21 protein-coding genes and 1 riboswitch are annotated in these 26,827 nt (G+C 66.1%); of the genes, 15 read left to right on the top strand and 6 right to left on the bottom strand.

The window, feature by feature from the left end; all coding sequences use genetic code 11:
- The first annotated feature begins 181 nt into the window (after positions 1 to 181).
- Entirely contained in the window at positions 182 to 1,900 is a 1,719-nt protein-coding gene (gene ggt, locus ACUDTM_RS09140; RefSeq protein WP_445391280.1) for a gamma-glutamyltransferase, read from the top strand.
- A 564-nt stretch (positions 1,901 to 2,464) separates the two neighbouring features.
- Here the strand turns inward: ggt and ACUDTM_RS09135 are convergent.
- Entirely contained in the window at positions 2,465 to 4,042 is a 1,578-nt protein-coding gene (locus ACUDTM_RS09135; protein WP_069139241.1) for a BCCT family transporter, read from the bottom strand.
- A gap of 223 nt (positions 4,043 to 4,265) precedes the next feature.
- Positions 4,266 to 4,367: riboswitch (TPP riboswitch) on the top strand.
- Between the two features lie 82 nt (positions 4,368 to 4,449).
- Between ACUDTM_RS09135 and thiC the strand changes: the two genes are divergently transcribed.
- From thiC to ACUDTM_RS09105, 6 genes are all read left to right on the top strand, one after another.
- Positions 4,450 to 6,294 (top strand): phosphomethylpyrimidine synthase ThiC, encoded by a 1,845-nt coding sequence (gene thiC, locus ACUDTM_RS09130; protein WP_445391279.1) that lies wholly within the window; start codon positions 4,450 to 4,452, stop codon positions 6,292 to 6,294.
- A 139-nt stretch (positions 6,295 to 6,433) separates the two neighbouring features.
- The gene (locus ACUDTM_RS09125; RefSeq protein WP_188240630.1) at positions 6,434 to 7,105 is read left to right on the top strand and encodes an ion channel; all 672 of its coding nucleotides are present in this window, start codon (positions 6,434 to 6,436) and stop codon (positions 7,103 to 7,105) included.
- 259 nt (positions 7,106 to 7,364) lie between these two features.
- On the top strand, positions 7,365 to 9,683 hold the full coding sequence (locus tag ACUDTM_RS09120) for a winged helix-turn-helix domain-containing protein (protein WP_445391278.1): 2,319 nt from the start codon (positions 7,365 to 7,367) through the stop codon (positions 9,681 to 9,683).
- A gap of 115 nt (positions 9,684 to 9,798) precedes the next feature.
- Positions 9,799 to 10,698, top strand: coding sequence for a helix-turn-helix transcriptional regulator (locus ACUDTM_RS09115; protein WP_053497516.1), 900 nt, complete (start codon positions 9,799 to 9,801; stop codon positions 10,696 to 10,698).
- A gap of 49 nt (positions 10,699 to 10,747) precedes the next feature.
- Positions 10,748 to 13,594 (top strand): TonB-dependent receptor, encoded by a 2,847-nt coding sequence (locus ACUDTM_RS09110; RefSeq protein ID WP_061479548.1) that lies wholly within the window; start codon positions 10,748 to 10,750, stop codon positions 13,592 to 13,594.
- 169 nt (positions 13,595 to 13,763) lie between these two features.
- Entirely contained in the window at positions 13,764 to 13,973 is a 210-nt protein-coding gene (locus ACUDTM_RS09105) for a hypothetical protein (protein WP_014648325.1), read from the top strand.
- A gap of 59 nt (positions 13,974 to 14,032) precedes the next feature.
- Here ACUDTM_RS09105 and ACUDTM_RS09100 read toward each other — a convergent pair whose 3' ends face one another.
- Together ACUDTM_RS09100 and ppa are read right to left on the bottom strand one after the other, a co-directional pair.
- Complete coding sequence (locus ACUDTM_RS09100) at positions 14,033 to 15,154, bottom strand: HDOD domain-containing protein (protein WP_049413685.1); 1,122 nt, start codon at positions 15,152 to 15,154, stop codon at positions 14,033 to 14,035.
- A 152-nt stretch (positions 15,155 to 15,306) separates the two neighbouring features.
- Complete coding sequence (ppa, locus tag ACUDTM_RS09095; RefSeq protein ID WP_005410935.1) at positions 15,307 to 15,843, bottom strand: inorganic diphosphatase; 537 nt, start codon at positions 15,841 to 15,843, stop codon at positions 15,307 to 15,309.
- 184 nt (positions 15,844 to 16,027) lie between these two features.
- Between ppa and ACUDTM_RS09090 the strand changes: the two genes are divergently transcribed.
- The 5 genes from ACUDTM_RS09090 (at position 16,028) to ACUDTM_RS09070 (ending at position 21,810) form a co-directional block, all read left to right on the top strand.
- The gene (locus ACUDTM_RS09090; RefSeq protein WP_088497630.1) at positions 16,028 to 16,519 is read left to right on the top strand and encodes a hypothetical protein; all 492 of its coding nucleotides are present in this window, start codon (positions 16,028 to 16,030) and stop codon (positions 16,517 to 16,519) included.
- A gap of 35 nt (positions 16,520 to 16,554) precedes the next feature.
- The gene (locus ACUDTM_RS09085) at positions 16,555 to 17,010 is read left to right on the top strand and encodes a hypothetical protein (protein WP_080376950.1); all 456 of its coding nucleotides are present in this window, start codon (positions 16,555 to 16,557) and stop codon (positions 17,008 to 17,010) included.
- A gap of 84 nt (positions 17,011 to 17,094) precedes the next feature.
- Positions 17,095 to 17,595, top strand: a complete 501-nt coding sequence (locus ACUDTM_RS09080; protein ID WP_088497628.1) for an RNA polymerase sigma factor — start codon at positions 17,095 to 17,097, stop codon at positions 17,593 to 17,595.
- Positions 17,596 to 17,699: 104 nt separating this feature from the next.
- A complete protein-coding gene (locus ACUDTM_RS09075) occupies positions 17,700 to 18,635 on the top strand; it encodes a FecR family protein (protein WP_227837590.1) in 936 nt (311 codons plus the stop codon).
- Between the two features lie 256 nt (positions 18,636 to 18,891).
- On the top strand, positions 18,892 to 21,810 hold the full coding sequence (locus ACUDTM_RS09070; RefSeq protein WP_445391277.1) for a TonB-dependent receptor domain-containing protein: 2,919 nt from the start codon (positions 18,892 to 18,894) through the stop codon (positions 21,808 to 21,810).
- 95 nt (positions 21,811 to 21,905) lie between these two features.
- Here ACUDTM_RS09070 and ACUDTM_RS09065 read toward each other — a convergent pair whose 3' ends face one another.
- Positions 21,906 to 22,163 carry a DUF2789 domain-containing protein gene (locus tag ACUDTM_RS09065; protein ID WP_088497625.1) on the bottom strand — a complete coding sequence of 86 codons (258 nt, stop codon included), beginning with the start codon at positions 22,161 to 22,163 and terminating at the stop codon, positions 21,906 to 21,908.
- Positions 22,164 to 22,271: 108 nt separating this feature from the next.
- On the opposite strand from ACUDTM_RS09065, the gene ACUDTM_RS09060 reads away from it, so the two are divergent.
- Positions 22,272 to 22,859 (top strand): biliverdin-producing heme oxygenase, encoded by a 588-nt coding sequence (locus ACUDTM_RS09060; RefSeq protein WP_072168425.1) that lies wholly within the window; start codon positions 22,272 to 22,274, stop codon positions 22,857 to 22,859.
- Positions 22,860 to 22,890: 31 nt separating this feature from the next.
- Positions 22,891 to 23,358, top strand: coding sequence for a YbaN family protein (locus ACUDTM_RS09055; protein ID WP_151354831.1), 468 nt, complete (start codon positions 22,891 to 22,893; stop codon positions 23,356 to 23,358).
- Between the two features lie 95 nt (positions 23,359 to 23,453).
- On the opposite strand, the gene ACUDTM_RS09050 is transcribed toward ACUDTM_RS09055, so the two are convergent.
- The gene (locus ACUDTM_RS09050; RefSeq protein WP_252744295.1) at positions 23,454 to 25,481 is read right to left on the bottom strand and encodes a sodium-translocating pyrophosphatase; all 2,028 of its coding nucleotides are present in this window, start codon (positions 25,479 to 25,481) and stop codon (positions 23,454 to 23,456) included.
- 308 nt (positions 25,482 to 25,789) lie between these two features.
- On the opposite strand from ACUDTM_RS09050, the gene ACUDTM_RS09045 reads away from it, so the two are divergent.
- Complete coding sequence (locus ACUDTM_RS09045) at positions 25,790 to 26,293, top strand: hypothetical protein (protein WP_072168428.1); 504 nt, start codon at positions 25,790 to 25,792, stop codon at positions 26,291 to 26,293.
- A 72-nt stretch (positions 26,294 to 26,365) separates the two neighbouring features.
- Here ACUDTM_RS09045 and ACUDTM_RS09040 read toward each other — a convergent pair whose 3' ends face one another.
- A complete protein-coding gene (locus tag ACUDTM_RS09040) occupies positions 26,366 to 26,755 on the bottom strand; it encodes a DUF488 domain-containing protein (protein WP_188240636.1) in 390 nt (129 codons plus the stop codon).
- Positions 26,756 to 26,827: the final 72 nt, after the last annotated feature.

Raw genomic sequence — 26,827 nt, 5'->3', positions numbered from 1 at the left:
TGAACCCGAATTCACTCCTTTCAATACGCTTTTTGCGCGGATTCCGGGTCGCTGTTCGCCTTGGTGGGGCCGACCTTGGTCGGCACCCACCGAAAGGCCATCGCCCATGACCTCTGCCCGATACCGCATGAAGGCCGCAGCGGCGAAGATCAGGCGATCAGCCTTCCACCGGAACCCGACCGTGTCCCGACGCCTTGCCCGCTCCCTGCTCGCCGCCGCCGTGCTGGCTGTCGTGCCTGCACTGTCCATCGCCGCCGACCGCATCACCGGCCACACCTTCGCCACCCGTTCGGAGGTGATCGCCCCGCATGCGATGGCGGCTACCTCGCAGCCGCTGGCCACCCAGATCGCGCTGGACGTGATGAAGGGCGGAGGCTCGGCAGTCGACGCGGCGATCGCGGCCAATGCCGCGCTCGGCCTGATGGAGCCGACCGGCAACGGCATCGGTGGCGACCTGTTCGCCATCGTCTGGGACCCAAAGACGCAGAGGCTCTACGGCTACAACGGCTCGGGCCGCTCGCCGAAGTCGCTCACCCTGGCTGAGTTCCAGCGCCGCGGCCTGAAGGACATCCCGGCCACCGGCCCGCTGCCGGTGTCTGTGCCCGGTGCGGTCGACGGCTGGTTCGCCCTGCACGATCGCTTCGGCCGCAAGCCGATGGCCGACAACCTGGCGCCGGCCATCCGTTACGCCCGCGAAGGGCACCCGGTGGCAGAGGTGATTGCCTACTACTGGGATCGCTCGGTGCCGAAGCTGTCGCAGTACCCGGGCTTCAAGGAGCAGTTCACGATCAACGGCCATGCTCCACGCAAGGGCGAGATGTGGAAGAACCCGAACCTGGCCAGCACCCTGCAGAAGATCGCCGACGGCGGTCGTGATGCGTTCTACAAGGGCGAGATCGCCCACACCATCGGCGATTACTTCAAGGCCAACGGCGGTTACCTGAGCTACCAGGACATGGCCGACCACCACGGAGAGTGGGTCGAACCGGTCAGCAGCAACTACCGTGGCTACGACGTGTGGGAGCTGCCACCGAACAGCCAGGGCATCGCTGCGCTGCAGATTCTCAACGTGCTGGAAGGCTACGACTTTTCAAAGATTCCGTTCGGCTCACCCGAGCACGTGCACCTGTTCGTCGAAGCGAAGAAGCTGGCCTTCGCCGACCGTGCGCGCTTCTACGCCGACATGGCATTCCAGCCGGCGCCGGTGCAGAAGCTGATCTCCAAGGAGTACGCCGCGCAGCGCCGGGCGCTGATCTCGATGGACAAGGCCTTGAAGGAAGTGCAGCCAGGCACACCGAAGCAGCTGGAGGAAGGCGACACGATCTACATGACCGTGGCCGACGCCGACGGCATGATGGTCTCGTTGATCCAGTCCAATTACCGCGGCATGGGCAGCGGCATGGCGCCGCCGGGATTGGGCTTCATCCTGCAGGACCGCGGCGAGATGTTCGTGCTGCAGAAGAACCATCCCAACGGATACGCACCGGGCAAGCGCCCCTTCCAGACGATCATTCCGGGGTTCATCACCAAGGGTGGCAAGCCGTATGCCAGCTTCGGCGTGATGGGCGGTGCGATGCAACCGCAGGGCCATGCGCAGATCGTGATGAACCTGGTGGACTTCGGCATGAACCTGCAGGAAGCCGGTGACGCACCGCGCATCCAGCATGAAGGCTCGACCGAGCCGACCGGCCAAGCCACGGCGATGACCGACGGTGGTGAAGTGAATCTGGAAACCGGCTTCCCATATGAAACAGTGCGTGCGCTGATGCGCAAGGGGCATCGCATCGTGTTCGCAGATGGGCCGTATGGCGGTTACCAGGCGATCATGCGCGATCCCGAGACCGGGGTTTACTACGGGGCTTCGGAGAGCCGAAAGGATGGGCAGGCGGCGGGGTACTGAGGTTTACCGGCCACCGGGCTGAGCCCCCTCGCGGCTGAGCGCTGGAGCAGGTTCATGCGCTGGGGCGTGCGGGTGGGAGTGTCGGGGGACGCCGTAAATACGTCCTTGTAGGCTTAGCCGCGCCATCCATGGCGCGGATACCCCCGCCACTCCCACCCGCACGCCCCCCGAAAATTTCCGTGCGCGTCAGCCACGGAAGAGAAGGAAGAAGATCAAGAGCAAAGGCAACAGCAACAGCCGCGCGCTGTGGGTTGGGGTCGGATCCGTTTTCCGAAGGAAAACGGAGCCGACCCCTTCTTGTTTTCCGATACACCTGATCCACGCATGGCGTGGATCTACTGCCGTCACTGGGAGATCGTCGGAGGCGGGGAGGGGGCAGATGGCGGGACCGTCCACGGCATGGATGCCGTGGCCGAGCCTACAGGGACGTACTTGCGGCGTGTCCCGCCATCTGCCCCCTCCCCGTCAAGCAAGCAGAAGCCCAGAGCCGCCTTGGCTTCTGCACTTGCACTTGCACTTGCACTTGCTTGAAAAAGCGGTGCAGCCGCAGGCTGCAAAACACCCTCAATCCTGATCGTGCGCGCGTGCGGCCTCGGCCTGCGTCTCCTCCTGCGCCGCCATCTCGCGTGCGATCCACGCATCGATCATGTGCCGCTGGCGCTGCGCCTGCCGTCGCTCACGCGTGTACTCCTGGTCGAGCACGCGGTACAGCGACACCATCACCAGCACCATCAGCAGCGCGAATGGCAACGCCGCAATCGTGATCATGCCCTGCAGTGCATCCAGGCCACCGGCCAGCAGCAACGCCGCTGCGATCAACGCCACCGCGATGCCCCAGGCCAGCTTGCGCTTCAACGGAGGATCGCCTGCTTCGTCAGTGGACATGCTGGCCAGAACCAGTACCGCCGAGTCGGCCGAAGTTACGAAGAAGATCATCAGCAGTACCAGTGCGATGCACGACAGCAGCAACGGCAGCGGCATGCTGTCGAACAGCGTGAACAGCACCGTCTCGTAGCCATTGCCCAGCGCCTGCACCAGGTCGGCATGGCCGAAGATCTGTGCCCACAGCGCGGTGCCGCCGAACACCGCGAACCAGAAGAAGCCCAGCAGCGTCGGCGCGAGCACTACGCCAATCACGAACTCGCGCACGCTGCGGCCGCGCGAGATGCGTGCGATGAATGAGCCCACGAACGGTGCCCACGAGATCCACCAGGCCCAGTAGAAGATTGTCCAGTCCGCCACCCAGGTGCTGCCGGAGAACGGTGACATGCGCAGGCTCATTGTCACCAGCTGGTTGAGGTAGGAGCCCAGCGTGGTGGTGAATGTATCGAAGATGAAGCCGGTCGGCCCCAGCACGAGCAGGATGGCTGCCAGCAGGGCAGCCAACGCCAGGTTGAAATTGGACAGCCACTTCACACCCCGCTCCACGCCACTGGCGGTGGACGCCATATACAGCACGAAGGCGACGGCAATGATGGTCATCTGCACTGGGACGGTAGCCTGCACGCCGAACACGCGCTCGATGCCGGCGGCGATCTGGATGGTGCCGAAGCCCAGCGTCGTCGCGACACCGATCGCGGTGGCGACCACTGCAGCGATGTTGACCACCCGACCGATCCAGCCGCGATGGTGGCGGCCGATGATCGGCTGCAGCATGTCGCTGACCAGGCCACGGCCGTTGCGGTTGAACTGGAACCAGGCCATTGCCAGCCCGATCAGCGCGTAGATGGCCCACGGGTGCAGGCCCCAGTGGAAGAATGCATAGCGCATCGAGGCGCGTGCCGCGTCCAGGCTTTGCGGAGCAAGCCCTTCCGGTGGCTTGCTGAAGTGCGAAATGGGCTCGGCGGCGCCCCAGAACACCAGGCCGATGCCCATGCCGGCGGCGAACAGCATCGACATCCAGCTGGCCCGCGAGAACTCCGGCTCGGCGTCTTCGCCGCCGATGCGCAGGTTGCCGAAGCGACCGAAGGCCAGGTACATCAGGAATACCAGGGCCAGGAACACGACCAGCAGGTACAGCCAGCCGATGCCGCGGATGAGCTCGCCGAGGATGCTCTGCACCACGGTATTGAAGGGGCCGGGTGCAATACCGGCAAGCAGCACCAGCATCAGAACCAGTGCGATGGAAACACGAAACACCATGAAGGAGCTTCTCCGATCAAGGGATTGAGGGGAGCGAGCAGAGCTTGCAGCGAAGGGCCGGCGGTATACAGCGGAACCGGGCAGGGGCCGCAGGGGCGGCAAGGGAAGCACCGGTCGCAGCGACACGATGCGCGTGCAAGTTACTGAACGGGACGTCATGATTCCGTTAACGAACGGCGATTGGGGGCAACTCCGGAGGCGGGCGGTCTATGCTCTAATGCACGCCAAGAAGCGGGGGTACCGCGGCCATGTGGCCACGGTTGAGACAGTCCCTTGGAACCTGATCCGGCTCATACCGGCGTAGGGAAGCTTTGCAATGCAGCCATTCCCGGACTCCGCCCAAGGACCGTCCGGGCGCGGTCGCAGTGCGCCGCCGCTTCGTCCCTGACCTTCCTGGACGATGCCCGATGAACGCACAGCTCTCCGCCCTGCAGCAACAGGCCCAGCAACTCTCCGAATCCGTGACCCGGCCCATTCCCGGCTCACGCAAGATCCACGTGCCCGGTTCGCGCCCGGATCTGCAGGTGCCGATGCGGGAGATCCCGTTGACCCGCACCCCGACGCTGTTCGGCGGCGAAGAGAATGCACCGGTCACGGTCTACGACACGTCCGGCCCCTACACCGATCCGGGCGTGCGTATCGATCTGTCCGCCGGCCTGCCGGCACTGCGTCGCGGCTGGGTGGAGGAACGTGGCGATACCGAGCAGCTCGAAGGCCTGAGTTCGTCGTTCGGGCGTGATCGCGAGCATGACCCGAAGCTTGATGCCGTGCGCTTCCCCGCGCGCAGCCTGCCGCGTCGTGCACGGGCAGGCGCGAACGTCACCCAGATGCACTACGCGCGCCGCGGCATCATCACCCCGGAAATGGAGTTCGTTGCCATCCGCGAGAACCAGCGGCTGGAAGCGATCCGCGATGCGGGCCTGCTGCAGCAGCATCCGGGCGAGGCGTTCGGCGCCTCGATCCAGAAGATCATCACCCCGGAGTTCGTGCGGGATGAAATCGCGCGCGGCCGCGCGGTGCTGCCCAACAACATCAACCATCCGGAAAGCGAGCCGATGATCATCGGCCGCAACTTCCTTACCAAGATCAACGCCAACATCGGCAACAGCGCCGTATCTTCCGGCATCGCCGAGGAAGTGGAAAAGCTGGTGTGGGCGATCCGTTGGGGCGGCGACACGGTGATGGATCTGTCCACCGGCAAGCACATCCATGAGACCCGTGAATGGATCATCCGCAACTCGCCGGTGGCCATTGGTACCGTGCCGATCTACCAGGCGCTGGAAAAGGTTGATGGCCGCGCCGAGGCACTGACCTGGGAAATCTTCCGCGACACCCTGATCGAGCAGGCCGAGCAGGGCGTGGACTACTTCACCATCCACGCCGGCGTGCTGCTGCGCTACGTGCCACTCACCGCCAAGCGGGTGACCGGCATCGTCAGCCGCGGGGGCTCGATCATGGCCAAGTGGTGCCTGGCGCATCACAAGGAGAATTTCCTCTACACGCATTTCGAAGAGATCTGCGAAATCATGAAGGCCTACGACGTGACCTTCTCGCTGGGCGATGGCCTGCGCCCGGGTTGCATCGCCGATGCCAACGACGCCGCGCAGTTCGGTGAGTTGGAAACGCTGGGCGAGCTGACGAAGATTGCCTGGAAGCACGACGTGCAGACCATGATCGAGGGCCCCGGCCACGTGCCGATGCAGCTGATCAAGGAGAACATGGACAAGCAGCTGCGTGAGTGCGGCGAGGCGCCGTTCTATACGCTGGGGCCGTTGACCACCGATATCGCACCGGGCTACGACCACATCACCAGCGCGATCGGCGCGGCGATGATCGGCTGGTTCGGCACGGCCATGCTCTGTTACGTGACGCCGAAGGAGCATCTCGGCCTGCCCAATCGCCAGGACGTGCGCGACGGCATCATGGCCTATCGCATTGCCGCGCATGCAGCCGACCTGGCCAAGGGCCATCCGGGCGCGCAGGTTCGCGACAACGCATTGAGCAAGGCGCGATTCGAGTTCCGCTGGGAGGACCAGTTCCATCTCGGACTGGATCCGGAAAAGGCCAAGGAATTCCACGACGAGACGCTGCCGAAGGACGCGCACAAGCTGGCCCACTTCTGTTCGATGTGCGGCCCGCACTTCTGTTCGATGAAGATCACTCAGGACGTGCGCGACTACGCAGAGGCTGGCATGAAGGAGAAGTCGCAGGAGTTCCGTGCTGGCGGGGCCGAGGTCTACCGCCAGGGGTGATGAGTAACGGCTAGGGCCGGCCACTGGCCGGCATTGCGTCGTGCACGGAACCAGAAGGAGTGCTGGCCAGCGGCCGGCACCACCGCTCATCACGCCTCTCCCGGCTATGCTCCGCGCACCACCCTGGGGAAAGGACACCATGCCTGTTGCCATGACCACCCGTTGGCTGGCCATCGCCCGCCGTCATCCTTCGGCCTGGCTGCTGGGTGCCCAGTTGATCGCGGTGCTGCTGTACCCCGCGCTGGATGACACCGCTGCCGGCCGCGCGGCGCTGGGCATGTTCGGCATGGCGGTACTGGGCCTGGCGCTGTGGGTGGTGCAGCGCAGCCCGCTGGGCACCTGGCTGGCACTGGTGCTGGCCCTCCCGTCGGTGGTGTTCTCGCTGGCCGGTGCATTGCTCGACCGCAGCGCATTGCTGACCACCGCGCAGTTGCTGGAGAGCCTGCTGTACTTCTACACGGCCGGCGCGCTGATCGCCTACATGCTCCAGGACCACAAGGTCACCCGCGACGAACTGTTCGCCGCAGGCGCGACATTCACCTTGCTTGCATGGGCATTTGCGTTCGCATTCGCGGTATGCCAGCAGTGGTACCCGGGCAGCTTCCAGGGCACCGGTGGAGGCGCGCAGCGCAGTTGGATGGAGCTGCTTTATCTCAGCTTCAGCTTGCTGTCTGGCGTCGGCTTGAGTGACGTCGTGCCGTTGCATCCACAGGCACGCGCACTGGTCATGCTGGAGCAGTTTTCCGGCGTGATGTACGTGGCTTTGGTGGTTTCGCGGCTGGTCGGATTGACCATGTTGCGGCGCATGTGAAAATGAACGCCAGATAAAAATTTCGCGCCCGATAGGGCGCGAATGATGTCGCAAATTATGTGAATGCGTCGGCGAGAGAGAGCCTGATGTCGACCACGCGATAGGCGAGGTAACTTGCATAGGCTAGTATTCGCGCGCTCGATTGTTTTTGCGGTATGCGCCGATGCTTTGTGCGGAGTCTGGCTTTTCGCTGTTCCCAGGACGGGGCGGTATCGAAGGCAAACACTGCCCGGGACCTGTCTCTACTGTGTAGCAGAAAATGAACAGCAGCGAAATCCAGCCCCCGGTATCCGATCGGATACGGATAGGAGAGTGCACCGTCACTCTGTCCTCGCGCGAAGTCGAGGTCGTCGGCGCGCGTCGCCCGCGCCGGCTGACGCCGAAGGCGCTGGGCGTGCTGCGCGTGCTGCTGCGGCAGCCGGGCCGCGTTGTCACCCGCGACGAGTTGTTCGCCGAGGTATGGCCGGACACGCTGCCGACCAACGATGTGCTGACCCAGGCCGTCACCCAGCTGCGCAAGGCGTTCAGCAACGACGACGACAACGGCCAGGCCTACATCGAAACCATCGCCAAGACAGGCTATCGGCTTCTGGTCCCGGTGCAGGTGCTGGACGATGCCGAGCCCGTGGTCGCAGGCGTCCGCGACGACGAAGGCATGACCGCGCAGCCGGTGACCACTGCTGCGTTGCCTGCGCATCCACAGGCAGCGCGCCGCCGCTGGCGCCATATCCGTCGGCGCGTGCTGCTGGTGCTGGGCGTGTTGATGCTGGCCATGCTGCTGGTGTTGACCACGCTGCTGCTGCGTCGTGCACCGGCCGGCAGCTCGCCGGTGGAGGCTGCCGTGGAGAACGGTACGCGGGTGATCGGCAGCCCGCAGCGGCCGTATCGGTTGATCACCGCGACCAGCGGCTTTGAAACCTACCCCACGCTGTCACCGGACGGTTCGCTGGTGGCCTATGAGGGCGCCAACGAGGATGGCAACGGCGGTGGCGCGATCAAGCTGCAGACCTCCGGTAACGCTCCGGCGCGCCAGTTGCTGGCGCCACCGGCCGGTGCCGTCGATCGCTTCCCGAACTGGTCGCCGGATGGTCGCGAAATCGCCTTCGCGCGGTTCTCCGCCGACGGCGGCTGCCAGGTACTGATCGCCAGCGCCACCGGTGGCGCACTGCGCCAGGCCACACGCTGCGATGGCACGGAGCTGCTCAGTTTCGACTGGACGCCAGATGGGCGTGGCCTGGTGTTCGGCAGCATGGTCGGTCGCTACGCGCACCGTGGCATCCGTGTGCTGGACCTGGCCAGTGGCCAGTGGCGCGCGCTGGCCTACAGCGTCGATGAAGATGACTTCGACTACGCACCGCGGTATTCGCCCGATGGGCAATGGCTGGTGTTCGTGCGCAACCCGCAGCTGGGTGATCTGTGGCGGGTGCCCGCTGCGGGCGGCACGCCGGAGCAGTTGACCAACGAAGCGGCAGAGCTGCGCGGCTGGGCCTGGCTGGACGATGGCCGCACCATCGTCTTCGGTCGCCGCGTCGACAGCGAGGCGCGGCTCTATTACCTGGACGTCGAGCGGCACACGTTGCGCGATGCCGGCCTGGATGATGCGCAGTGGCCAGCGGTGTCGCGACGCGGTGGCATGCTGGCGTTCGTCCACCGGCGCGCGCAGTTCGGCGTGTTCAAGGTGCCGATGCAGGGCAGCGGCACGCCCGAGCGACTGTTCGCCTCCAGTGGCCGCGATGGGCAGCCGATGGCAGCGCCTGATGGCCGCCAGCTGGTCTTCACCTCCGATCGTTCCGGCAGCTTCGCCCTGTGGTGGGCGGACATGCAGCGACCGGATTCGCTGCGTCCCATCGAAGGGCTGCGGCCGGAAGCGCGGCAGGCGCCTGACTGGTCGGCCGACAGCCGGCAGTTGCTCGTGGTTGGCCGCGATGCGCATGGGCGCACGGTGCTCTATGAAATCGCGCCACGCGATGAACGCCTGCAACCCTTGCCGGTTCCGGCCGAACAGCCGTTGCAGGCGCTGTATGGCGCCTCGCCGCAGCAGCTGTTTGTGGTCGAGCGCGATGCCGACCAGCGCACGCGGTTGAGCCTGTTCGATCGCAGCGTCCAGCCCTGGCGCCGATTGGCCAGCATCGATGGGGTGTCCCAGGCGCGCTTTGACCGGAGCAGTGGCCGCGTGTTGTTCACCCGCTTGGCCGCCGGTGGCCTGTGGTCGGCGGATGCCGCGTTGTCCCCGGCCAGCGTGCAGCAGATCAGCGATGACCGGCCCAGCCGCTGGCGATACCGGGCCTGGACCGTGACCGGCAACAGCGGCATCGGCTACCTCGGTACCTCGACCACGTGTGGCACCACCTTCGTGCGCATCCAGCCCGGCCGCGAGGAGCCGGAACGTTGCCTGGACGCAGAACGGCTCAGCGCCGGCAACGGGCTCAGTGCCAGCGCCGACGGAAAGGACCTGTTCGTGGCGATGGCGGTCAGCGATGGCGCTGACATCGGCGTGATGCGGTTGCCCGAACGCCCGCCTGCACTGTTCCCCGCATTCTCCAAGTTGTTGTTGTTCAAGGGAAATGGGCCTTCGTAATTTCTTCGTCGGGATCTCGTCGCGAATTCGTGGCGATCTCGTCGGACCTTCCTGACGCAGTGCCGCCTGATTTGGCAAAACGGAGTCCTGTACTAGGCAAATCCGTGGTGCCCCCATGCGTCAACTCTCGCTGGCCGATCGCGGCCAAACTGTTTCCCTGGACCGGTCGCTCGACGACGTCGCACCGACCTGCCTGGGCGTGGCCCGGCTGGGCAGCCTGCAGACCGCCGGCTCCAGCTTCACTGTCTGGATGCAGGTGCGTGGCAGCTCGTGGGTCGAGGCCAAGGAAGGGCGCTTCCGCCTGCGCCAGGGCGAGTGGATCGCCTTCGAGAAGGAATCGCGGCCGCTGGTGCAGGCCGGTCGCAACGGGTTGTGCGTCGGCCTGAACCTGAACATCGAAGCGCTTCGCGTGCTGACCGAGATGGCCGACTGCGGCCTGTATGCAGGTCGTGGCCGGATGAACCGTACTGATGCCCGCGTGGCGCTGCGCCTGTGGCGCGATGCGCTGGCCAGCGGCCAGCCGGCGCAGGCCCTGCGCCCGCTGCTGCTGCACCTCGCGGGCCTGCAGCGTGGCCTGGCCGACAACGTGCAGCGCTGCCCGGGCCGCTCGCGCAGCCGCAAGCGCCAGGTGTTCGGCCGCATGCAGCGCGCGCGCCTCTATCTGGAAGGCAACAGCCACCGGGTGGTGCGCATCGGCGAACTGGCCGAGCTGACCAACTTCTCCAGCTGGTACCTGTCCAAGACCTTCCAGAGCCTGTACGAGGAAAGCCCGCAGTCGCTTTCGGCACGACTGCGCCTCGAACGCGCCGCTGATCTGCTGCGCGACACCGACATGATGGTGGGCGAGGTCGCTGCCGCCAGCGGTTTCGACAACTGCTGCAGCTTCGCGCGTGCGTTCCGCGCCCGCTACGGCCAGTCCGCATCGCGCTTCAGGGAGAACGGCGGCTTGCTCCCGCCACAATCCGCAAAGTCTCCGGTTGGTTCGCGCAAATACAGCGCTGCAACGCAATCGTAACGTGCTGGGGTGTTTTAACACGCTGCTAACACGTACCTTGGAGAGATAGATGAACGTTCGTAATCCCGCAGTGCGGTTCGGCTTGCTGCCGGCCGGCATTGCGCTGGCGCTGGCGCCGGCCTTTGCTTCGGCGCAGGAAGCAAAGGGCACCACCGACCTGGACCGCATTTCGGTCACCGGCTCGCGCATCCGCGGCGCCTCGGTGGAAACCCAGCAGCCGATCCTGACGATGACCCGCGAATCCCTGGAAAAGCAGGGCTTCTCGAGCGTCGCCGACGTGCTGAACAACCTGACCTCGGCCGGCTCCCCGGCCATCTCGCGTTCGGAGTCGCTGGCTTCGGGCGAGAACGTGGGCGGCTACTACGTCGACATCCGCAACCTGGGCGCCCAGCGCACCCTGGTGCTGATGAACGGCAAGCGTCTGGGCGCAACCACTGCGGGCTACCAGGATCTGAGCCAGATCCCGATGTCGGCCGTTGAGCGCATCGAAATCCTGAAGGACGGCGCCTCGTCGATCTACGGCTCTGACGCCATCGCCGGCGTGGTCAACGTGATCACCCGCAAGAACTTCGACGGCGGCGAAGCCAACGTCTACGTCGGCCAGTACGGCAAGGGCGACGGCGACACCGAAACCTATTCGATGACCCTCGGTGCCCGCGGCGAACGCGGCAGCCTGACCCTGTCGGCCGAGTACTCGAAGCAGGATCCGGTGTGGGCCAAGGACCGCTGGTACAGCCGCGACGGCTCGCTGGGTCCGAACTCGACCTCGGCCACCTGGAGCCCGATCAGCCAGAACGGCAGCTGGTGCAACCCGACCCAGGTCAACTGCGGCGACTCCAAGCAGGCTGTCTGGAAGACCCTGAACGCCGGCGGCAACCCGAAGAACCCGAATGACTACCATGTCATTACGCCGGACGAATTCGCCAACTCCAACGAGCAGATGACCCTGCTGACCGGTGTGAAGCGCAAGTCGGTCTACATCAACGGCACGTACGACTTCACCGATTCGATCAGCCTGAACACCGACGTGCTCTACAACGAGCGCCAGACGTTCCAGCAGATCGCCGGCTACCCGTTCCAGTCCAACTCCTTCGGCACCCCGCTGGAGGGTTCGAGCGCCTTCAACCCGGTCGGCCAGGACGTCAGCTTCCGTCGCCGCCTGTGGGAAGTACCGCGTACCACTGACAGCCAGCTCAAGACCCTGCGCTTCGCTCCGACCCTGACCGGCTTCTTCGAGCTGGGCGGCAAGACCTTCGACTGGGACGTCGGCGCGCTGTGGAACCGCAACGAGTCGATCAAGAGCAACCGCGGCGACATGAGCCTGATCGCTGCAGGCCAGGCCCTGGGCCCGTCGTTCATCGATGCCGGCGGCGTTGCACGCTGCGGCACCTCGGCCAAGCCGATCCTGGGCGACTGCCGCCCGTGGAACCCGCTGCTGCCGTACGGCGTTGATGGCCAGGGTTCGCTGGCGAACCAGGAGCTGCAGGACTTCCTGTTCCCGACCTTCACCACCCGCGGCGTCACCAAGACCACCAGCTTCACCGCCAACCTGTCCGGTTCCATCGTGACCCTGCCGGCCGGCGACCTGGGCTTCGCGCTGGGTGTCGAGCACCGCAAGGAAGAAGGCAATTACGTGCCGGACGCCTTCGCGCAGTCGGGCCAGTCCACCGGCCTGGGCCAGAAGCCGACCCGCGGCCAGTACGATCTGAACGAGGTCTACCTCGAACTGAACGTGCCGCTGCTGGCCGACATGGCCTTCGCCAAGGAACTGACCCTGAACGTTGCCAGCCGTTACTCGGACTACAGCAACTTCGGTGGCACCACCAACAGCAAGTTCGGCCTGACCTGGCGTCCGCTGGATGAACTGCTGGTCCGCGGCACCTACGCCGAGGGCTTCCGCGCTCCGACCATCAGCGACCTGTACGGTGGCCTGAGCTCGAGCTTCGAGTCGTACATCGATCCGTGCGGCGTGAACGCCCCGGGCAGCGTTGCCGGCAATGCCGCGTGCACCGCCGCTGGCGCTCCGGCCAACTATGTGCAGCTGGGCCAGGGCAACCTGCCGTGCTCGACCCTGCCGTGCCAGTCGGGTGACCAGTTCGTCTCGGGTGCCAACCCGAACCTGAAGCCGGAAACCTCCAAGAGCACCACTTTCGGCCTGGTGTGGAGCCCGCGCTGGGTGCAGGGCCTGGACGTCTCGCTGGATTGGTACAAGTACGAAATCAGCGACATGATCATCGCTGACAGCGTCGACCGCATCCTGCGTGACTGCTACGTGCTGGGCAACTCCGAGCGTTGCTCGAGCGTGACCCGTGCGGCTGACGGCCACGTCAGTGCGATCACCTACGGCACCGCCAACCTCGGCAAGATGGAAACCGAAGGTTACGACCTGGGCATCAAGTACCGCCTGCCGGAACTGGCCATCGGTCAGTTCAGCATCGACTGGACCACCAGCTACACCGCCAAGTACGACGAGCAGGGCCAGAACAGCGCGGGTGACAACATCATGATCGGCCGCGTCGGCGAGCCGGGCCTGTTCCGCGTGCGTTCGAACCTGGGCGTCAACTGGCAGTACGGCGATTTCGGTGTGAACTACACCGCGCGCTACTACTCCGGCATGAAGGAAAGCTGCATCTCGCTGGCTGATGGCTGGTGCGATGCGCCGAACCACATGGCCAATGGCGAAACCGATCCGCTGCGTCACACCGGCTCCAACACCTTCCACGACCTGCAGGTCAGCTGGAAGGCACCGTGGGATGCGACGATCGCCCTGGGCGCGAACAATGTGTTCGACCACAAGGGTCCGCTGCAGTACTCGGCTCCGAACTCGGCGTTCGCCTACTACGGCGGCTTCGATGTGGGTCGCTTCCTGTACATGAAGTACACCCAGCGCTTCTGATCCATCGAAGTGCGGTAGCAACACGAGGAGGGCGGACCGCTAGGTCCGCCCTCTTTTTTGTAGGGGAATTCCGGAAACTGTTGGAAGGTGAGCGCAGTCACGGTCCCGTCGTGTCGTAATCGACACAGTCAGGAGGTCCAATACCGGACGCTCGCATGTGGAGAGGGGTATGAAGAACACGTTGCTGCGCCAGGCATCGGCGGCTGCATTGATCTATGCAACGCTGGTGGGCGCGGTGTTCGCGCAGGGCCTCGGTGTCTGTGGTGGCGGGCTCTATTGCGAAGAGTTCCGCCAGCAGTGCCTGGCCAGTGGCAAGTCACCGGTCATCTGCGAGTCGCAGTACCGGCGTTGCGTGCAGGATGCCTGCGGTACCCGCTGACATGGAAAGGGCGCACCGTGTGGGTGCGCCCTCTGTCGTCCGGACATCATCCAGCACGCTCAGGCGTCGCTGGGCACCAGTCCCATCAGTGCATTGGCGTGCTCGCGCCATTGCGGAAGTTTGTTCAGCACGCCTGCACGCTGCAGGTAGTCCTCGTCCACTGGATCGCCATTGACCAGCGCCAGGGCCACGTGCACCGCGCCGGTCACCCAGAAGCTGCGGGTGTTGGCGCGCTGCGGCTGCAGGTGGAAGGCCACCGCTTCGATGATCGGCATCGGCAGGCCCCACAGGCCCAGCAGGTAGGCGCCGGCCTCGGCATGGCCTGGGCGGGTATCGCCGGCCAGCGCGGGCTCGCTGCGCTCGTTGCGCACGCCGGGCAGCAGCAGGCCGATGTCGGCCAGCAGTGCGGCGGTCGCCCCCAGTTCGGCGCTGGACTCGGGCAGCAGGCGTGCGGCCAGCCGGGAGGCGAGCAGGGCGCGCTGCTGCAGTGAGTTGCGCTCGGCAGCCGACAGCGTCGGCGCGGAGAACACTTCGCTGGCCAGCACCAGGTCACGCAGCGTGGCCAGGCCCAGCCGGGTGACCGCAGTGCGCAGGTCGGCAATGGTGCGGCCCTGGCTGAAGAAAGCCGAGTTCGACAGCTGCAGCACCTTGGCCGCGATGGCCGGATCGGCGGCGACCAGCTTGGCCACATCGGCACTGTCGGTATCGTCGTCATGTTCCAGGGCCTGGGTCAGGCTCAGGTACAGGTGCGGTGGCGATGGCAGTTTCTCGATACGGCCGATGGCATCGCGCAGGCGCGGGCTGTCCAGCACTTCGCGCAGTTCTTCCAGGCTGGTCAATGCCTCCAGCAGCACTTCCGGCGCCAGCGGCAGCGGCAGGAAGCGGTGGGCGACACCGATCAGGCGCGCCGGCGGCGGGCGGTTGCCATGGTGTGCATCGACCAGCGCGATGCGGATGGTTTCCGGGCGCAGTGTCCGGATCTGGCCCAGCAGCGTGGTGGCATTGAGATCGGGCAACTGCGGGCAGACGATCACCGCGTCCACGCCCTGCGTGGCCACCGCGGTCATCGCGGTCTGGCCATCGGCGGCGGTCAGCGGCTGCCAGTCTTCCCCAAGATCGGCAATGAATTCGGTCAGCTCAGCCGGCAGGCTGGCTGCATCCCCAACAAGCAGAATACGCACGACACGTTCCCCTGGCTGTCTCGACGATGGATGTCGATGACGTGTGAAGTGACGCAATTTACCTAATACGGCAGCAAGAGTGATGTGCCGTCGTCATGAAACGTGACCCGCATCGCTCCGGCAGGGTATCGCCGGAGCGATGCGGTTCAGGCTCAGGCCTTGCTGTCGAGATGGCGCTGGTGCGCCTCGATCAGGATCTGCTTGGCCTCAGCGGCGCCACCCCAACCGTCCAGCTTGACCCACTTGCCCTTCTCTAGGTCCTTGTAATGCTCGAAGAAGTGGCCAATGCGCTCCAGCCAGTGGCTCGAGACCTGGGCGATGTCTTCGACGTGGGCGTAGCCGCTGAAGATCTTTGAGACCGGCACGGCCAGGATCTTCTCGTCGCTGCCTGCCTCATCGCTCATCTTCAGCACGCCGACCGGACGGCAGCGCACGACCGAGCCCGGCACCAGCGGCAGCGGCAGCACCACCAGCACGTCGGCCGGATCGCCGTCGCCACACAGGGTGCTCGGCACGTAGCCGTAGTTGCACGGATAGCGCATCGGGGTGGACAGGATGCGGTCGACGAAGATCGCGCCGGTTTCCTTGTCCACTTCGTACTTCACCGGTTCCGAGTCCTTCGGGATCTCGATGATGACGTTGATTTCTTCCGGCGGGTTCTTGCCGGGCGAGACGAGTTCCAGGCCCATGGTGTGCTCCAGGTGGGGATATAGACGGATAGCTCACCATTTTATGCCTTTGCCGGGCGCTGTGCAGGGTAGGGCTGGACCGACCTGCGCGCCCGCCCCTGGCGGAGCGAATGGGGCGGGGTTTCCCGATGGGTTCCACCCGGTCCCCGCGGCAGGCTGGACGTCCTTGCCAAGGAGACTTGCCATGAACTGGAACCGCTTGGGCTGTTGCGCCTTGTTGCTGCTGGCGCCGTTGCCTGCGCTTGCGCGCGGGGCGCATGTCAACCTGATCGACTATCCCTCCGACGAAGCCGGATGGGACCGGGCCTTTGCGCTGGAGGACGCGGTGGCCGGCGAATTCGCCGCATGGTGTGCCGACACCTTGTGTGAAGGTGATTACAGCAACTACCGGGTGATGGAGTTCCGCTGCGCCGTGCTCGCCCACCGCGGCACCGTGCAGCGCTGTGTCTGGGTGGTGGCCGCCAGCGAGCTGGAGGTTGAGCCCGACACGGGACACGTGCGGATCGACAACGGGAGCTGGGTCTGTCCGGTCGAAATGCAGCCCGGGGTGCCCGTCGACGCGTTCTACGCCTCCCTGGAAGCGCCGGGCGGCCTGACCGCGCCTTTGCCTGGGCTTGACCACGGCATCTTCGATGGCTTGCCTGAATGCCTGCGCACGCAGGGGAGGGTGGGCTGATGGGGAGCTTCCGTAGATGCTGGCTGTTGTGTGGCGTGCTGTCTGTCAGCCTGCCGTGCGCCGGTGTCGCGCAGGCTGCGCCTGCGTTCGTCGATGCGCGGGATTACGCCGGCCCGGGGGGCGGCAACGAGCGTTTCCTTGCTGCCGAGCGGCAACTGGTGCGTGGCTTCGATGAGGTATGTGGCGATACCTTCTGCGAGGGCGAGTACATCAATCTGTGGGCTATGCGCCTGCGCTGTTCCGTGGAACAGGCCACGGGGGTGGTTGTCCAGTGTGTATGGACCTTCGCCGGTAGCAACACCAGGGTAAAGCCCAGCGGCCTGATCACGGTCAACCGCGGACGCTATGCCTGCGTGCTGCCGCTGGCAACAGGAACACGCCTGGAAACCCTGTTGCAGGTGTGGGAAACGGGGGACGGGTTCGATGCGTTGCACGCGCCGCTGCCCGGCACGAAAGCCAATACCTACGACGCACTGGTTGATTGCCTGTAGTTCCGGCATAGACAAGAATGTGACTTATTCGCATTACCGGAGTAGCATGCGCGGTGCCTCCCGTCTGTCGTCCCGGCTCCGCGCATGTCCTCCAATGCTGCCTCCCTCACTGAGCTGCTGATCCGCGAGCGGCCCGCGCTGCTGCGCCGGGTGCAGCGCATCCTCGGGGGCGACAACGGCGCCGAGGACGTGATCCAGGCGGTGTGGTTCAAGGCGCGAGGGGTCGATGACAGCCAGGCGATCGACAATCCGCGGGCCTATCTGTATCGGCTGGCCGCCAACCTTGCCACTGACCACGGCCGCGAATCGAGCCGCCGCAACCGGCTGCTGGCCGACCGCTACCTGTGGGGGGGCGACGAGGTGATCTCCACCGAGGAGCAGGCCATGGCACAGGATGAGCTGCAGCGGGTGCTCGATGCGGCGGGCCACCTGCCGGAGCCGACCCGCACCATCTTCCGGCTCAACCGCCTGCAGGGCCTCACCCAGGCCGAGATCGCACGCCGCCTGGGGGTGTCGGTGACCACCGTCGAGAATCATGTGCGCTCCGCGCTGCAGCGCCTGGCCTGGGCGCGCAGCGGTCGATGAGCGCGCCGGCTTGGGGCTGGCCTTCGCGCAGACGTCTTGATCACTGGACCGTGGATGCGGTCCAGTTCCCCCGCTTGCGCTTGAATGCGCCTGTCCGCCAGCCGATGAGCCCGCCGAACATGCAGCCCGCCGCCAATGACGATGCCCTGGCCGAACAGGCCCGGGACTGGATCGCGTGGCTGGCCTCGGGTGACATCAGCGATGCACGCATGCAGGCGTTCGAGCACTGGCTGCAACAGCCGGGGCACCGCAGGGCCTTCGAACACGAGCGCGCGTTGTGGCGCAGTGTCGGGCCGCGCCCACAGGCCGCCGGGGCCAGCGGACGGCGTGGGCCGCATCGACTGCGCTGGGCGATGGCTGTGGCGGCAATGCTGGCGATGCTGGTGGCATGGCCGGAGGCGTGGCTGCGCCTGCAGTCCGATCATCGCAGCACGCATCAGGTGCAGCACGTGCGGCTGCCCGATGGCAGTCGGGCGGTGCTGGATGCGGACAGTGCGATTGCCGTGCGCTTCGATGCGGACGCCCGCGAGGTCGAGCTGCTGCGCGGGCGCGCCTGGTTCGAGGTAAGCCCGGATGCACAGCGGCGTTTCAGCGTGCGCGCCGGCAATGGCCTGGTCGAGGACATCTCGACCGCGTTCACCGTGGCGCGTGGAGACGAGGGGGTGGAAACCCAGGTTGGGCAGGGCAGGGTGCGCGTGGCCAGCCCGGCCGACGGTGGCTGGACCTACCTGCAGCAGGGGCAGCGTGCCGTCTACACTGAACGTGGCGGGGTCATGCGACGGGCTGACGTGACCGCCGACAGCGTCGGCGCCTGGCGCCAGGGCGAGCTGCTGCTGGAGCAGGCCAGCGTCGCCGATGCCGTGCAGTGGGTGGGGCGCTATCGCGCGGGGCCGACCTTCGTGCGCGGTGATCTGTCACGTCTGCCTGCAGTGAGTGCTGCGTTGCGCATCGACCGCCCGGAGCAGGCATTGGATGCACTGGCGGCAACGGCAGGTCTTCAGGTTACTCGTCTTCCATTCGGCGTCGCCATCGTGCAGTAGATCCACGCCTCGCGTGGATGAGCGTCCCTGTGCCGACCATCGGTCGGCACCCACCGCTACCACCGGCCGACGAACGGTCGGCACCCACCCGCGCCGCGTCGGCATCCCCCCGCGACCGCAAATCGCTCTTGGGGTTGTCGCGTGCCCAGCCGTCTTACCCGGCGAACGTACCCGCCGTCGCCACGTACGTCGCCGTGTCCGCCCGTGTTGCGGATGACGCCGCGTTCGCGGCACCGATTACCTGACAGGTTCTTCCATGTTCGACTCCCACCGCTCGGGCCGCGTACTGCGCCCGTCCCGTCTGTGCATTGCGTTGCTTGCCGCCGGGCTGGCCAGCACGACGCCACCCGCACTGGCGCAGAGCGCCCGCAGCGACCACGCGGCTGTACTGCGCTTCGAAATTCCTGCACAACCGCTGGATGAGGCGCTGCGCAGCTACATGCGCCAATCCGGCGTGCAGGTCGTGTACCCCGCATCGCTGGCACACGGCGCAACCTCCCACGCGGTCAGCGGCAGCCTGTCGGCCAACCAGGCGTTGCAGCACCTGCTGCAGGGCAGTGGCGTGGCGGTGCGCCGGGTCAGCGCCGATGCGGTCACTCTGGAGGCAGCAACGCCGGTGCGGGCCGACAGCGGTGTGATCGTCACCGGCACGCTGCGTGTGGCCGGCGACCGCGTCGACAGCGGTGCGAACAACGATGAAGCACGCCTGCTCGACAGCTACCGCAGCGTGGGTTCGACCACCACGCTCGACCGCGCGCATCTGGAGCGCTTCCGCGGCACCTCCAACGGTGACATCGTCAAGGGTGTGGCCGGTGTCACCGCCGGTGATCCGCGCGTCGGCAATGGCTTCGACGTCAACATCCGTGGCATCCAGGGCCAGGGCCGCGTACCGGTGATCATCGACGGTGGCCAGTCCAGCATGGATACCTACCGCGGCTATGCGGGCCAGTCACAGCGCACCTACCTCGACCCCGACCTGATCTCCAGCCTGACCATCACCAAGGGCCCGAGCCTGCAGGCCAATGCCTCCGGTGGCATCGGCGGTGTGGTCGAGATGGAGACGCTGAAGATCGGTGACGTGCTGCGCGAAGGGCGCGACTTCGGCGTCCGCGTGCGCAGTGGCCTGGCCAATGGCAGTGCCAACAACCTGCCGTCCTACAGTGCGACGCCGCGCACCGATCGCAGCGCCACCGGCAGCCAGTTCTTCAACGTGGCCGGTGCCGGTCACTGGGACCGCTTCGACCTGGTTGCGGCCTACGCGTACCGGGACAACGGCAACTACTTCTCCGGCAAGCACGGCTACGATGATTTCCCGCAGACCCGTCGTACGCTGGCGCCGCTGAATCCGCCGCGTACCGAAGTGTTCAATACCTTCTCGCGTTCGAAGTCGGCGCTGCTCAAGGGCACCTGGCGCATCGATGACACGCAGAGCCTGGAAGCCGGCTACCGCCGCTATGAAGGCACGGCCGGCGAGATCATGGCCTCGCAGATCATCCGCGTCGACCGTGACCGCATCCCGCAGTGGGACCCGGGCCACGTCGACATGGACAGCTACACCCTGCGCTATCGCTTCGATCCGGACAGCGAGCTTATCGACCTGCGCGTCAATGCAGCGTACACCGACACCGACAGCGTGATGTACAACAGCCTGACCGGCATCACGCCGTGGTACTTCGATCGCCGCACCGAGTGGTACGACGCGCCCAGTTTCAGTGGCGATCCCGGCTACAAGGATGCCTACCGGAACCCGCTGCGGCAGAAGCGCTTCAACCTTGATGCCAGCAACACCTCGACGTTCGGCACCCGCGCCGGTGCGTTCACGCTCGACTACGGCCTGTCCTACAGCGACGAAGACATCGCCCCGGGCAGCTCGGGCCCGATCATGCACGATGACCTGGTCAACAACCGCTTCCTGCGTAATGCCGAGCGCAAGGAATACAGCGCCGTGGCCGCGCTGAAGTGGCAGCCCGACGAACACTGGGAGCTGCTGGCCGGTGGCCGCTGGAACCGGGTGGACGTGCACGACCGCAACCGGCTGGCCACGCCCGATGCCTACGAGGTGCAGGGCCAGTACCGCTACACCGAGCTGCTCAACGGAAACCCGGCACTGCCGTCGTGGCGTGCAAAGCGCATTGCGCTGCTGAACTGGTATCCGGATGCCAATGGCAATTTCACCCAGGAATCGCTGCTGGCCTCGCCGTACAAGAAGGGCACGGTGGGCGACATCGGTGGGTGGAACTTCTATGACGCCGGCAAGCCGCAGGATCTGGAAGTGCCGGTCAGCTGGAGCTGGTCGCAGCCGATCCGCCGTCGCGACACCGCGTTCTCGCCTACCGCCAGCGTGGCCTACCGTTTCAGCGAAGACACCCTGGTCTACGTGAAGTACGCCGAGGGCACCAAGCTGCCGAGCCTGTTCGAGACCACGCTGGGCCTGTTCACCGCTGCCAAGCCGGTCGGTGAGCTGAAGCCGGAGCGCGCGCGCAGCTGGGAAATCGGTGCCAGCACCCTCCGCTACGACCTGTTTACCGCTGGCGACCGCCTGGCGCTGAAGCTGGCGTACTTCGATACCCGCATCGACGACCTGATCACCCGTGACTACCGCACGCTTTCGGCCGGCCTGATCCGCAACGTCGATCAGTTCAAGGTCTCGGGCATGGAATTCCAGTCCAGCTATGACAGCGGCAAGGTCTTCGCCGACCTGTCCGCGCATTACTATGTCAAGGCCAAGACCTGCGCGCCGGACATCGCCGCCGAGCGTCGTGCCTATGGTGCGCAGCGCAGGAATGATGAGCTGGCCAATACGCCCAACTGCGTGGACGGTGGCTTCGAGGGCTCGTACACCAACACCCAGAACCCGCCGCGCTACACAGTCAACCTGATCCTGGGCTCGCGCCTGTTCGACGAGCGCCTGACCTTCGGCACCCGCATGGTCCACAACGCTGGCCCGATCAGCAGGCTGGACAAGGACTGGAACGTGGGCCTGTCGGCGATCCAACAGCTGTACCGGCCGAACACCTTGGTCGACCTGTTCGCCAGCTGGAGCTTCAACGACCAGCTGTCGGTGGAAGCCGGCGTGGACAACCTGACCGACCGCTATTACCTGGACCCGCTGGCTCTGGGCGTGATGCCGGCGCCGGGTCGCACCGCAAGGCTGGCGTTGACCTGGAAGTACTGATCTGCGGGGTCGGATCCCTTTCCTGCGGAAGGGCTCTGACCCCAGCGGGAGACAACGGTAGCGCCGGGCCATGCCCGGCGCCCCCATCAGGGCACTTACAGCCCGCTCGACGCCTTCACCGCATCTTCGTGCAGCGACTCGTTCAGCTCATCCACCACGGTGGTCCATGCCGCATCGGCCTGCAGCGACTCGGACAGGAACTGGCGCTGGGCATCATCCCAGTACGGCGCCTCGACCACTTCGACGTCGGTGGCCAGCTGGTGCTCGCGGATGAAGCGGGCGATGCCCTCGGCGCTGGCGTCCAGGCCCAGCTGCAGGAACAGGTTGGTCATGCGCGGTTCGGTGGTGATCATTATCGGTTCCGGGTGGAAGAAGGGGATGGCCCATTATCGGCACACATGGGCTTGGGGAAACCCCTGCGGCGGACGTCTACAGCAGGACGACCCTCCTGGCATTCCCCCATGAACGCACACATCGCTCCCGAAGACAGCCGCAGCCTGCGGCTCAAGGCCGCCACCCGCGACAGCCACGGTGCGCTGGACAAGCGCATCATGGCCGGTGACATCTTCGCCGACCGCAGCAACTTCGCCCGTTTCCTGCGCGTGCAGTATCGCTTCCACCGCAGCATCGATGCGCTGTATGCCAATCCTGCGCTGGACGCATTGCTGCCCGATCTGGGCGCGCGCCGCCGACTGAGACAGGTCGCGCGCGACCTGCAGGATCTGGAGCAGACGCTCCCGGGCGCGGACATCGACGCGCTGCCCTCGGACCTCGCGCTGCCGACTGCGTTGGGTTGGCTGTACGTGGCCGAAGGCTCCAATCTGGGCGGCACCATTCTGTACAAGATGGCGGCCAAGCTCGGCCTGGACCGTGATTTCGGCGCCCGCCACCTGGCCGCCCATCCCGATGGCGCAGCGCGCCACTGGCGCGAGTTCACCGCTGCGCTGGACGCGGTGCCGCTGAGTGCCGAGCAGGACCAGCAGGTGATCGATGCAGCCGACGCTGCGTTCCGCAGCGTGCATCGCCACGTCGAAGTGGAATTCGCCTGATGCGCGGCGCGCGCCCACAGGTGCAGCGCTGATGCGCTGGCTCTGGTTCGCGCTGGGCTGGCTGATGGTCGGCCTCGGGGTGATCGGCGCATTGCTGCCAGTCATGCCGACCACCATCTTCCTGATCCTCGCGGTGGGCTGCTTCGCGCGCAGCTCGCCGAAGTTCGAGCAGCGCCTGCTGGCGCATCCACGCTACGGCCCGTCGCTGCGGCTGTGGCGCGAGCAGGGCGCCGTGTCGGGCAAGGGCAAGGCGTTTGCCAGCGCAGGCATGGCGGCGGGCTTTGCCCTGTTCTGCTGGGGCGCGCATCCGTCGTGGCGCCTGTTGCTTGGCGTGGGCCTGTTCTTTGCCGCCAGCGCCGGTTACGTGCTCAGCCGGCCGGCACCGCGACCGGAGCCCAATCCGGTCGTGGAAGTGGACGACGCCAAGGATCCTCGCGCGGCCCGCCGCCGCGCCGCATCCCCCGATACCGCTGGAACCCGAGACGATGCTGCCTGCTGACCGGGCCCGGGCGGTGGCCGCCATCGGGGTCGGATCCCTTTCCGCAGGAAAGGGATCCGACCCCGTCGAGCCTGCCATCCGCGCGCCGCGTGGATCTACAACAGCGGCACCAGCAGCAGCGCCACGATGTTGATGATCTTGATCAGCGGGTTGATCGCCGGGCCGGCGGTGTCCTTGTACGGGTCACCAACAGTGTCGCCGGTCACCGCGGCCTTGTGCGCTTCGCTGCCCTTGCCACCGAAGTGGCCATCCTCGATGTATTTCTTGGCATTGTCCCAGGCGCCGCCGCCGGTGGTCATCGAAATGGCCACGAACAGGCCGGTGACGATCGTGCCGATCAGCAGGCCGCCCAGTGCGCGCGGCCCCAGCAGCAGGCCGACCACCACCGGCACGGCGACCGGCAACAGCGAGGGCACGATCATTTCGCGGATCGCCGAGCGGGTCAGCATGTCCACCGCCTTGTCGTACTGCGGCTTGCCGGTGCCCTGCATGATGCCGGGGATCTCGCGGAACTGGCGGCGTACTTCTTCCACCACTGCGCCTGCCGCGCGGCCGACCGCTTCCATCGCCATCGCACCGAACAGGTAGGGAATCAGGCCGCCGATCAACAGGCCGATGATCACCGTGTGGTCGCTGAGATCGAAGCGGAACTCCTGGCCGGGATTGGCTACCTGCAGGTTGTGGGTGTAGTCGGCGAACAGCACCAGTGCCGCCAGCGCCGCCGAGCCGATCGCATAACCCTTGGTCACGGCCTTGGTGGTGTTGCCCACCGCATCCAGCGGATCGGTGATGTCGCGGATCTCCGAAGGCAGCTCGGCCATTTCGGCGATGCCACCGGCGTTGTCGGTGATCGGGCCGTAGGCATCGAGGGCGACGATCATCCCTGCCATCGACAGCATCGCGGTTGCGGCGATGGCGATGCCGTACAGGCCGCCCAGTGCGAACGCACCCCAGATCGCCGCACACACCGCCACCACCGGCAGCGCGGTGGATTTCATCGAGATGCCGAGTCCGGCGATGATGTTGGTGCCGTGGCCGGTGGTCGAGGCCTGCGCCACGTGCTGCACCGGCTTGTACTGGGTGCCGGTGTAGTACTCGGTGATCCACACGATCAGGCCGGTCAGGACCAGGCCGATCAGCGCGCAGCCATACAGCGCCATCGGTCCATGCACGTTGTCGGACATCAGCCCGGAGGTGATCGGGTAGAAAGCGATGGCGGCCAGCACGCCGGAAACGATCACGCCCTTGTACAGCGCGCCCATGATCGAGCCGCCGGGCTTCACCTTGACGAACAGCGCGCCGATGATCGACGCGATGATCGACACGCCGCCCAATACCAGCGGATACAGCACGGCATTGGCACCGGCTTCGGCCAGCATCAGGCTGCCCAGCAGCATGGTGGCGATGACGGTGACCGCATAGGTTTCAAAGAGGTCGGCCGCCATGCCGGCGCAGTCGCCGACGTTGTCACCGACGTTGTCGGCGATCACCGCCGGGTTGCGCGGATCGTCCTCGGGAATGCCGGCTTCGACCTTGCCGACCAGGTCGGCGCCCACGTCGGCGCCCTTGGTGAAGATGCCACCGCCCAACCGCGCGAAGATCGAGATCAGCGAAGAGCCGAAGGCCAGGCCGACCAGCGCGTGCAGCGCCTGTTCCATCGGCAGGCCCATGCGCAGCAGCAGTGCGTAGTAGCCGGCCACGCCCAGCAGGCCCAGCCCGACCACCAGCATGCCGGTGATCGCACCGCCGCGGAAGGCGACGTCCATCGCCGCGCTGATGCCGTTGCGCGCCGCCTCTGCGGTACGAACGTTGGCGCGTACGGACACGTTCATGCCGATGTAGCCGGCCGCGCCGGACAGCACCGCGCCGACCGCGAAGCCGATCGCGGTGTACCAGCTGAGGAACACACCGACCAGCACGAACAGCACCACGCCGGCCACGCCGATGGTCAGGTACTGGCGGTTGAGGTAGGCACGCGCACCTTCCTGGATCGCGGTGGCGATCGCGATCATGCGCGCATTGCCGGTGGGTTGGCGCAGGATCCAGCGCGCCGAGACGATTCCGAACAGGATCGCGAGAATGGCGCAGCCCAGCGCCAGTGACAGCCCGTGACGTTCCAGCATTAGACCCCTCCGCAGAATGGATGTAGGCATCCAGTGGCGATGAACGGCACCACGAGGGGGACGACGGGCTGCAGCCTGGAACCAACCCGTACCGACCTTGGCGGTCGTCCGACGTATGGCGGTGTTCAGCGTTCCCTGGTGCCCGCAGTATGCGTGCCGCCACTTGTAGAGTCGAGCCATGCTCGACTGGCTCCTGGGAGCCGCGGCGCATGCCGTCGGGCCCTGGGCATGATTGGCGAGCCAACGGCCTTTGCACCCCGTTAAGGCAGCCTCTGCAAGCCTGCGCACAGCCCCGTAGGAGATCCCCCATGCGCCTGTCCCTGTTGATGCTTGCCGCCCTGGTCCTGGCCGCACCGGCCTTCGCTGCGGAAACGCCGGAACTGCAGCGTGCGGTCGGTGCGCCGCAGGCGGTGGGCGCGGTGCATACGCTGCGGCAGATCCCCGAGGCCTGCGCGCGGCTGGAAGGTGCGTTCACCGGTGATGCCGCCGCGCCATATCGCTTCTCCGCCGTCCGGACCAGCGAGCAATGCCAGCCACGCGCGCGCTTCGTCGATTACACCAAGGCGCAGCCGAGTGCCGACAAGGGCTGGAAGCTCAATGATGTGATCCGCGTGCCCAATGCCGCGTGCCCGGCGCAGCAGGCGGTGGTGCGGGTGTGGCGCCTGCCGTCGAGCCACAAGGTCGAGCTGGACGGGCAGGGCCAATCGCGCATTTATCTGGAAGAGGCGAAGAAGCAGGCCGCCGCCGGCCAGATTCCGCAGGTGACGATGTTCGCCGCGCAGTTGCAGATGGAAGGCAAGGCTTGCAATTGAGGTGGCGCGGGCGCTACGCCCACGCCGTCATCCACGCGTGGTAGTGCCGGCCGCTGGCCGGCATCCGGCTGATCACTCCGCCAGCATTGCCCCCCGCGCCACCAGCAGCTCGCGCAATGCCTTGCGGTGGCAGTGCGCTTCATCCTCGCAGTAGCAGCCCACACTGATGTCGCTGTGTTGCGACATCGCGGCCAGAAGGTCCAGCGCGTGGGCGGCATCGGGCGCCTTCATCTCGGCCTTGTAATGGCGGAAGAAGGCGGTCCAATCGGCCGCCGTCGTTGCCTCATGTGCCCGCTTCACCAGCTCCGCGCTGGGTGACAGGGTCGGAAACCAGACGTCGTACCAGTCCTGTCGGGCGAACTCGCTGCGCGGCACGCCGCGCGGCGGCCGCCGCACCGTGCCGATGCGCAGTCCCTCGCCGGGTTGGCGCGGCGTACCGAGTCGAACAACACGCAGTGCCATGATGACCTCCATGAAAAGGGGACGGAGGGGATTAAGTCGTATCCGACCCACTGCTGATGCTGTTGGAGATGA

The organism is Stenotrophomonas maltophilia group sp. vghtpe118 (assembly GCF_052605195.1).
This window is presented reverse-complemented; position numbering and strand designations above follow the sequence as displayed.

What these genes read in the sequence shown, in the direction of transcription:
- ACUDTM_RS09135 (WP_069139241.1), bottom strand. Translation starts at nt 4,042, where the DNA reads ATGGTGTTTCGTGTTTCCATCGCACTGGTTCTGATGCTGGTGCTGCTT.
- thiC (WP_445391279.1), top strand. Translation starts at nt 4,450, where the DNA reads ATGAACGCACAGCTCTCCGCCCTGCAGCAACAGGCCCAGCAACTCTCC.
- ACUDTM_RS09125 (WP_188240630.1), top strand. Translation starts at nt 6,434, where the DNA reads ATGCCTGTTGCCATGACCACCCGTTGGCTGGCCATCGCCCGCCGTCAT.
- ACUDTM_RS09120 (WP_445391278.1), top strand. Translation starts at nt 7,365, where the DNA reads ATGAACAGCAGCGAAATCCAGCCCCCGGTATCCGATCGGATACGGATA.
- ACUDTM_RS09115 (WP_053497516.1), top strand. Translation starts at nt 9,799, where the DNA reads ATGCGTCAACTCTCGCTGGCCGATCGCGGCCAAACTGTTTCCCTGGAC.
- ACUDTM_RS09110 (WP_061479548.1), top strand. Translation starts at nt 10,748, where the DNA reads ATGAACGTTCGTAATCCCGCAGTGCGGTTCGGCTTGCTGCCGGCCGGC.
- ACUDTM_RS09105 (WP_014648325.1), top strand. Translation starts at nt 13,764, where the DNA reads ATGAAGAACACGTTGCTGCGCCAGGCATCGGCGGCTGCATTGATCTAT.
- ppa (WP_005410935.1), bottom strand. Translation starts at nt 15,843, where the DNA reads ATGGGCCTGGAACTCGTCTCGCCCGGCAAGAACCCGCCGGAAGAAATC.
- ACUDTM_RS09090 (WP_088497630.1), top strand. Translation starts at nt 16,028, where the DNA reads ATGAACTGGAACCGCTTGGGCTGTTGCGCCTTGTTGCTGCTGGCGCCG.
- ACUDTM_RS09080 (WP_088497628.1), top strand. Translation starts at nt 17,095, where the DNA reads ATGTCCTCCAATGCTGCCTCCCTCACTGAGCTGCTGATCCGCGAGCGG.
- ACUDTM_RS09075 (WP_227837590.1), top strand. Translation starts at nt 17,700, where the DNA reads ATGAGCCCGCCGAACATGCAGCCCGCCGCCAATGACGATGCCCTGGCC.
- ACUDTM_RS09070 (WP_445391277.1), top strand. Translation starts at nt 18,892, where the DNA reads ATGTTCGACTCCCACCGCTCGGGCCGCGTACTGCGCCCGTCCCGTCTG.
- ACUDTM_RS09065 (WP_088497625.1), bottom strand. Translation starts at nt 22,163, where the DNA reads ATGATCACCACCGAACCGCGCATGACCAACCTGTTCCTGCAGCTGGGC.
- ACUDTM_RS09060 (WP_072168425.1), top strand. Translation starts at nt 22,272, where the DNA reads ATGAACGCACACATCGCTCCCGAAGACAGCCGCAGCCTGCGGCTCAAG.
- ACUDTM_RS09055 (WP_151354831.1), top strand. Translation starts at nt 22,891, where the DNA reads ATGCGCTGGCTCTGGTTCGCGCTGGGCTGGCTGATGGTCGGCCTCGGG.
- ACUDTM_RS09050 (WP_252744295.1), bottom strand. Translation starts at nt 25,481, where the DNA reads ATGCTGGAACGTCACGGGCTGTCACTGGCGCTGGGCTGCGCCATTCTC.
- ACUDTM_RS09045 (WP_072168428.1), top strand. Translation starts at nt 25,790, where the DNA reads ATGCGCCTGTCCCTGTTGATGCTTGCCGCCCTGGTCCTGGCCGCACCG.
- ACUDTM_RS09040 (WP_188240636.1), bottom strand. Translation starts at nt 26,755, where the DNA reads ATGGCACTGCGTGTTGTTCGACTCGGTACGCCGCGCCAACCCGGCGAG.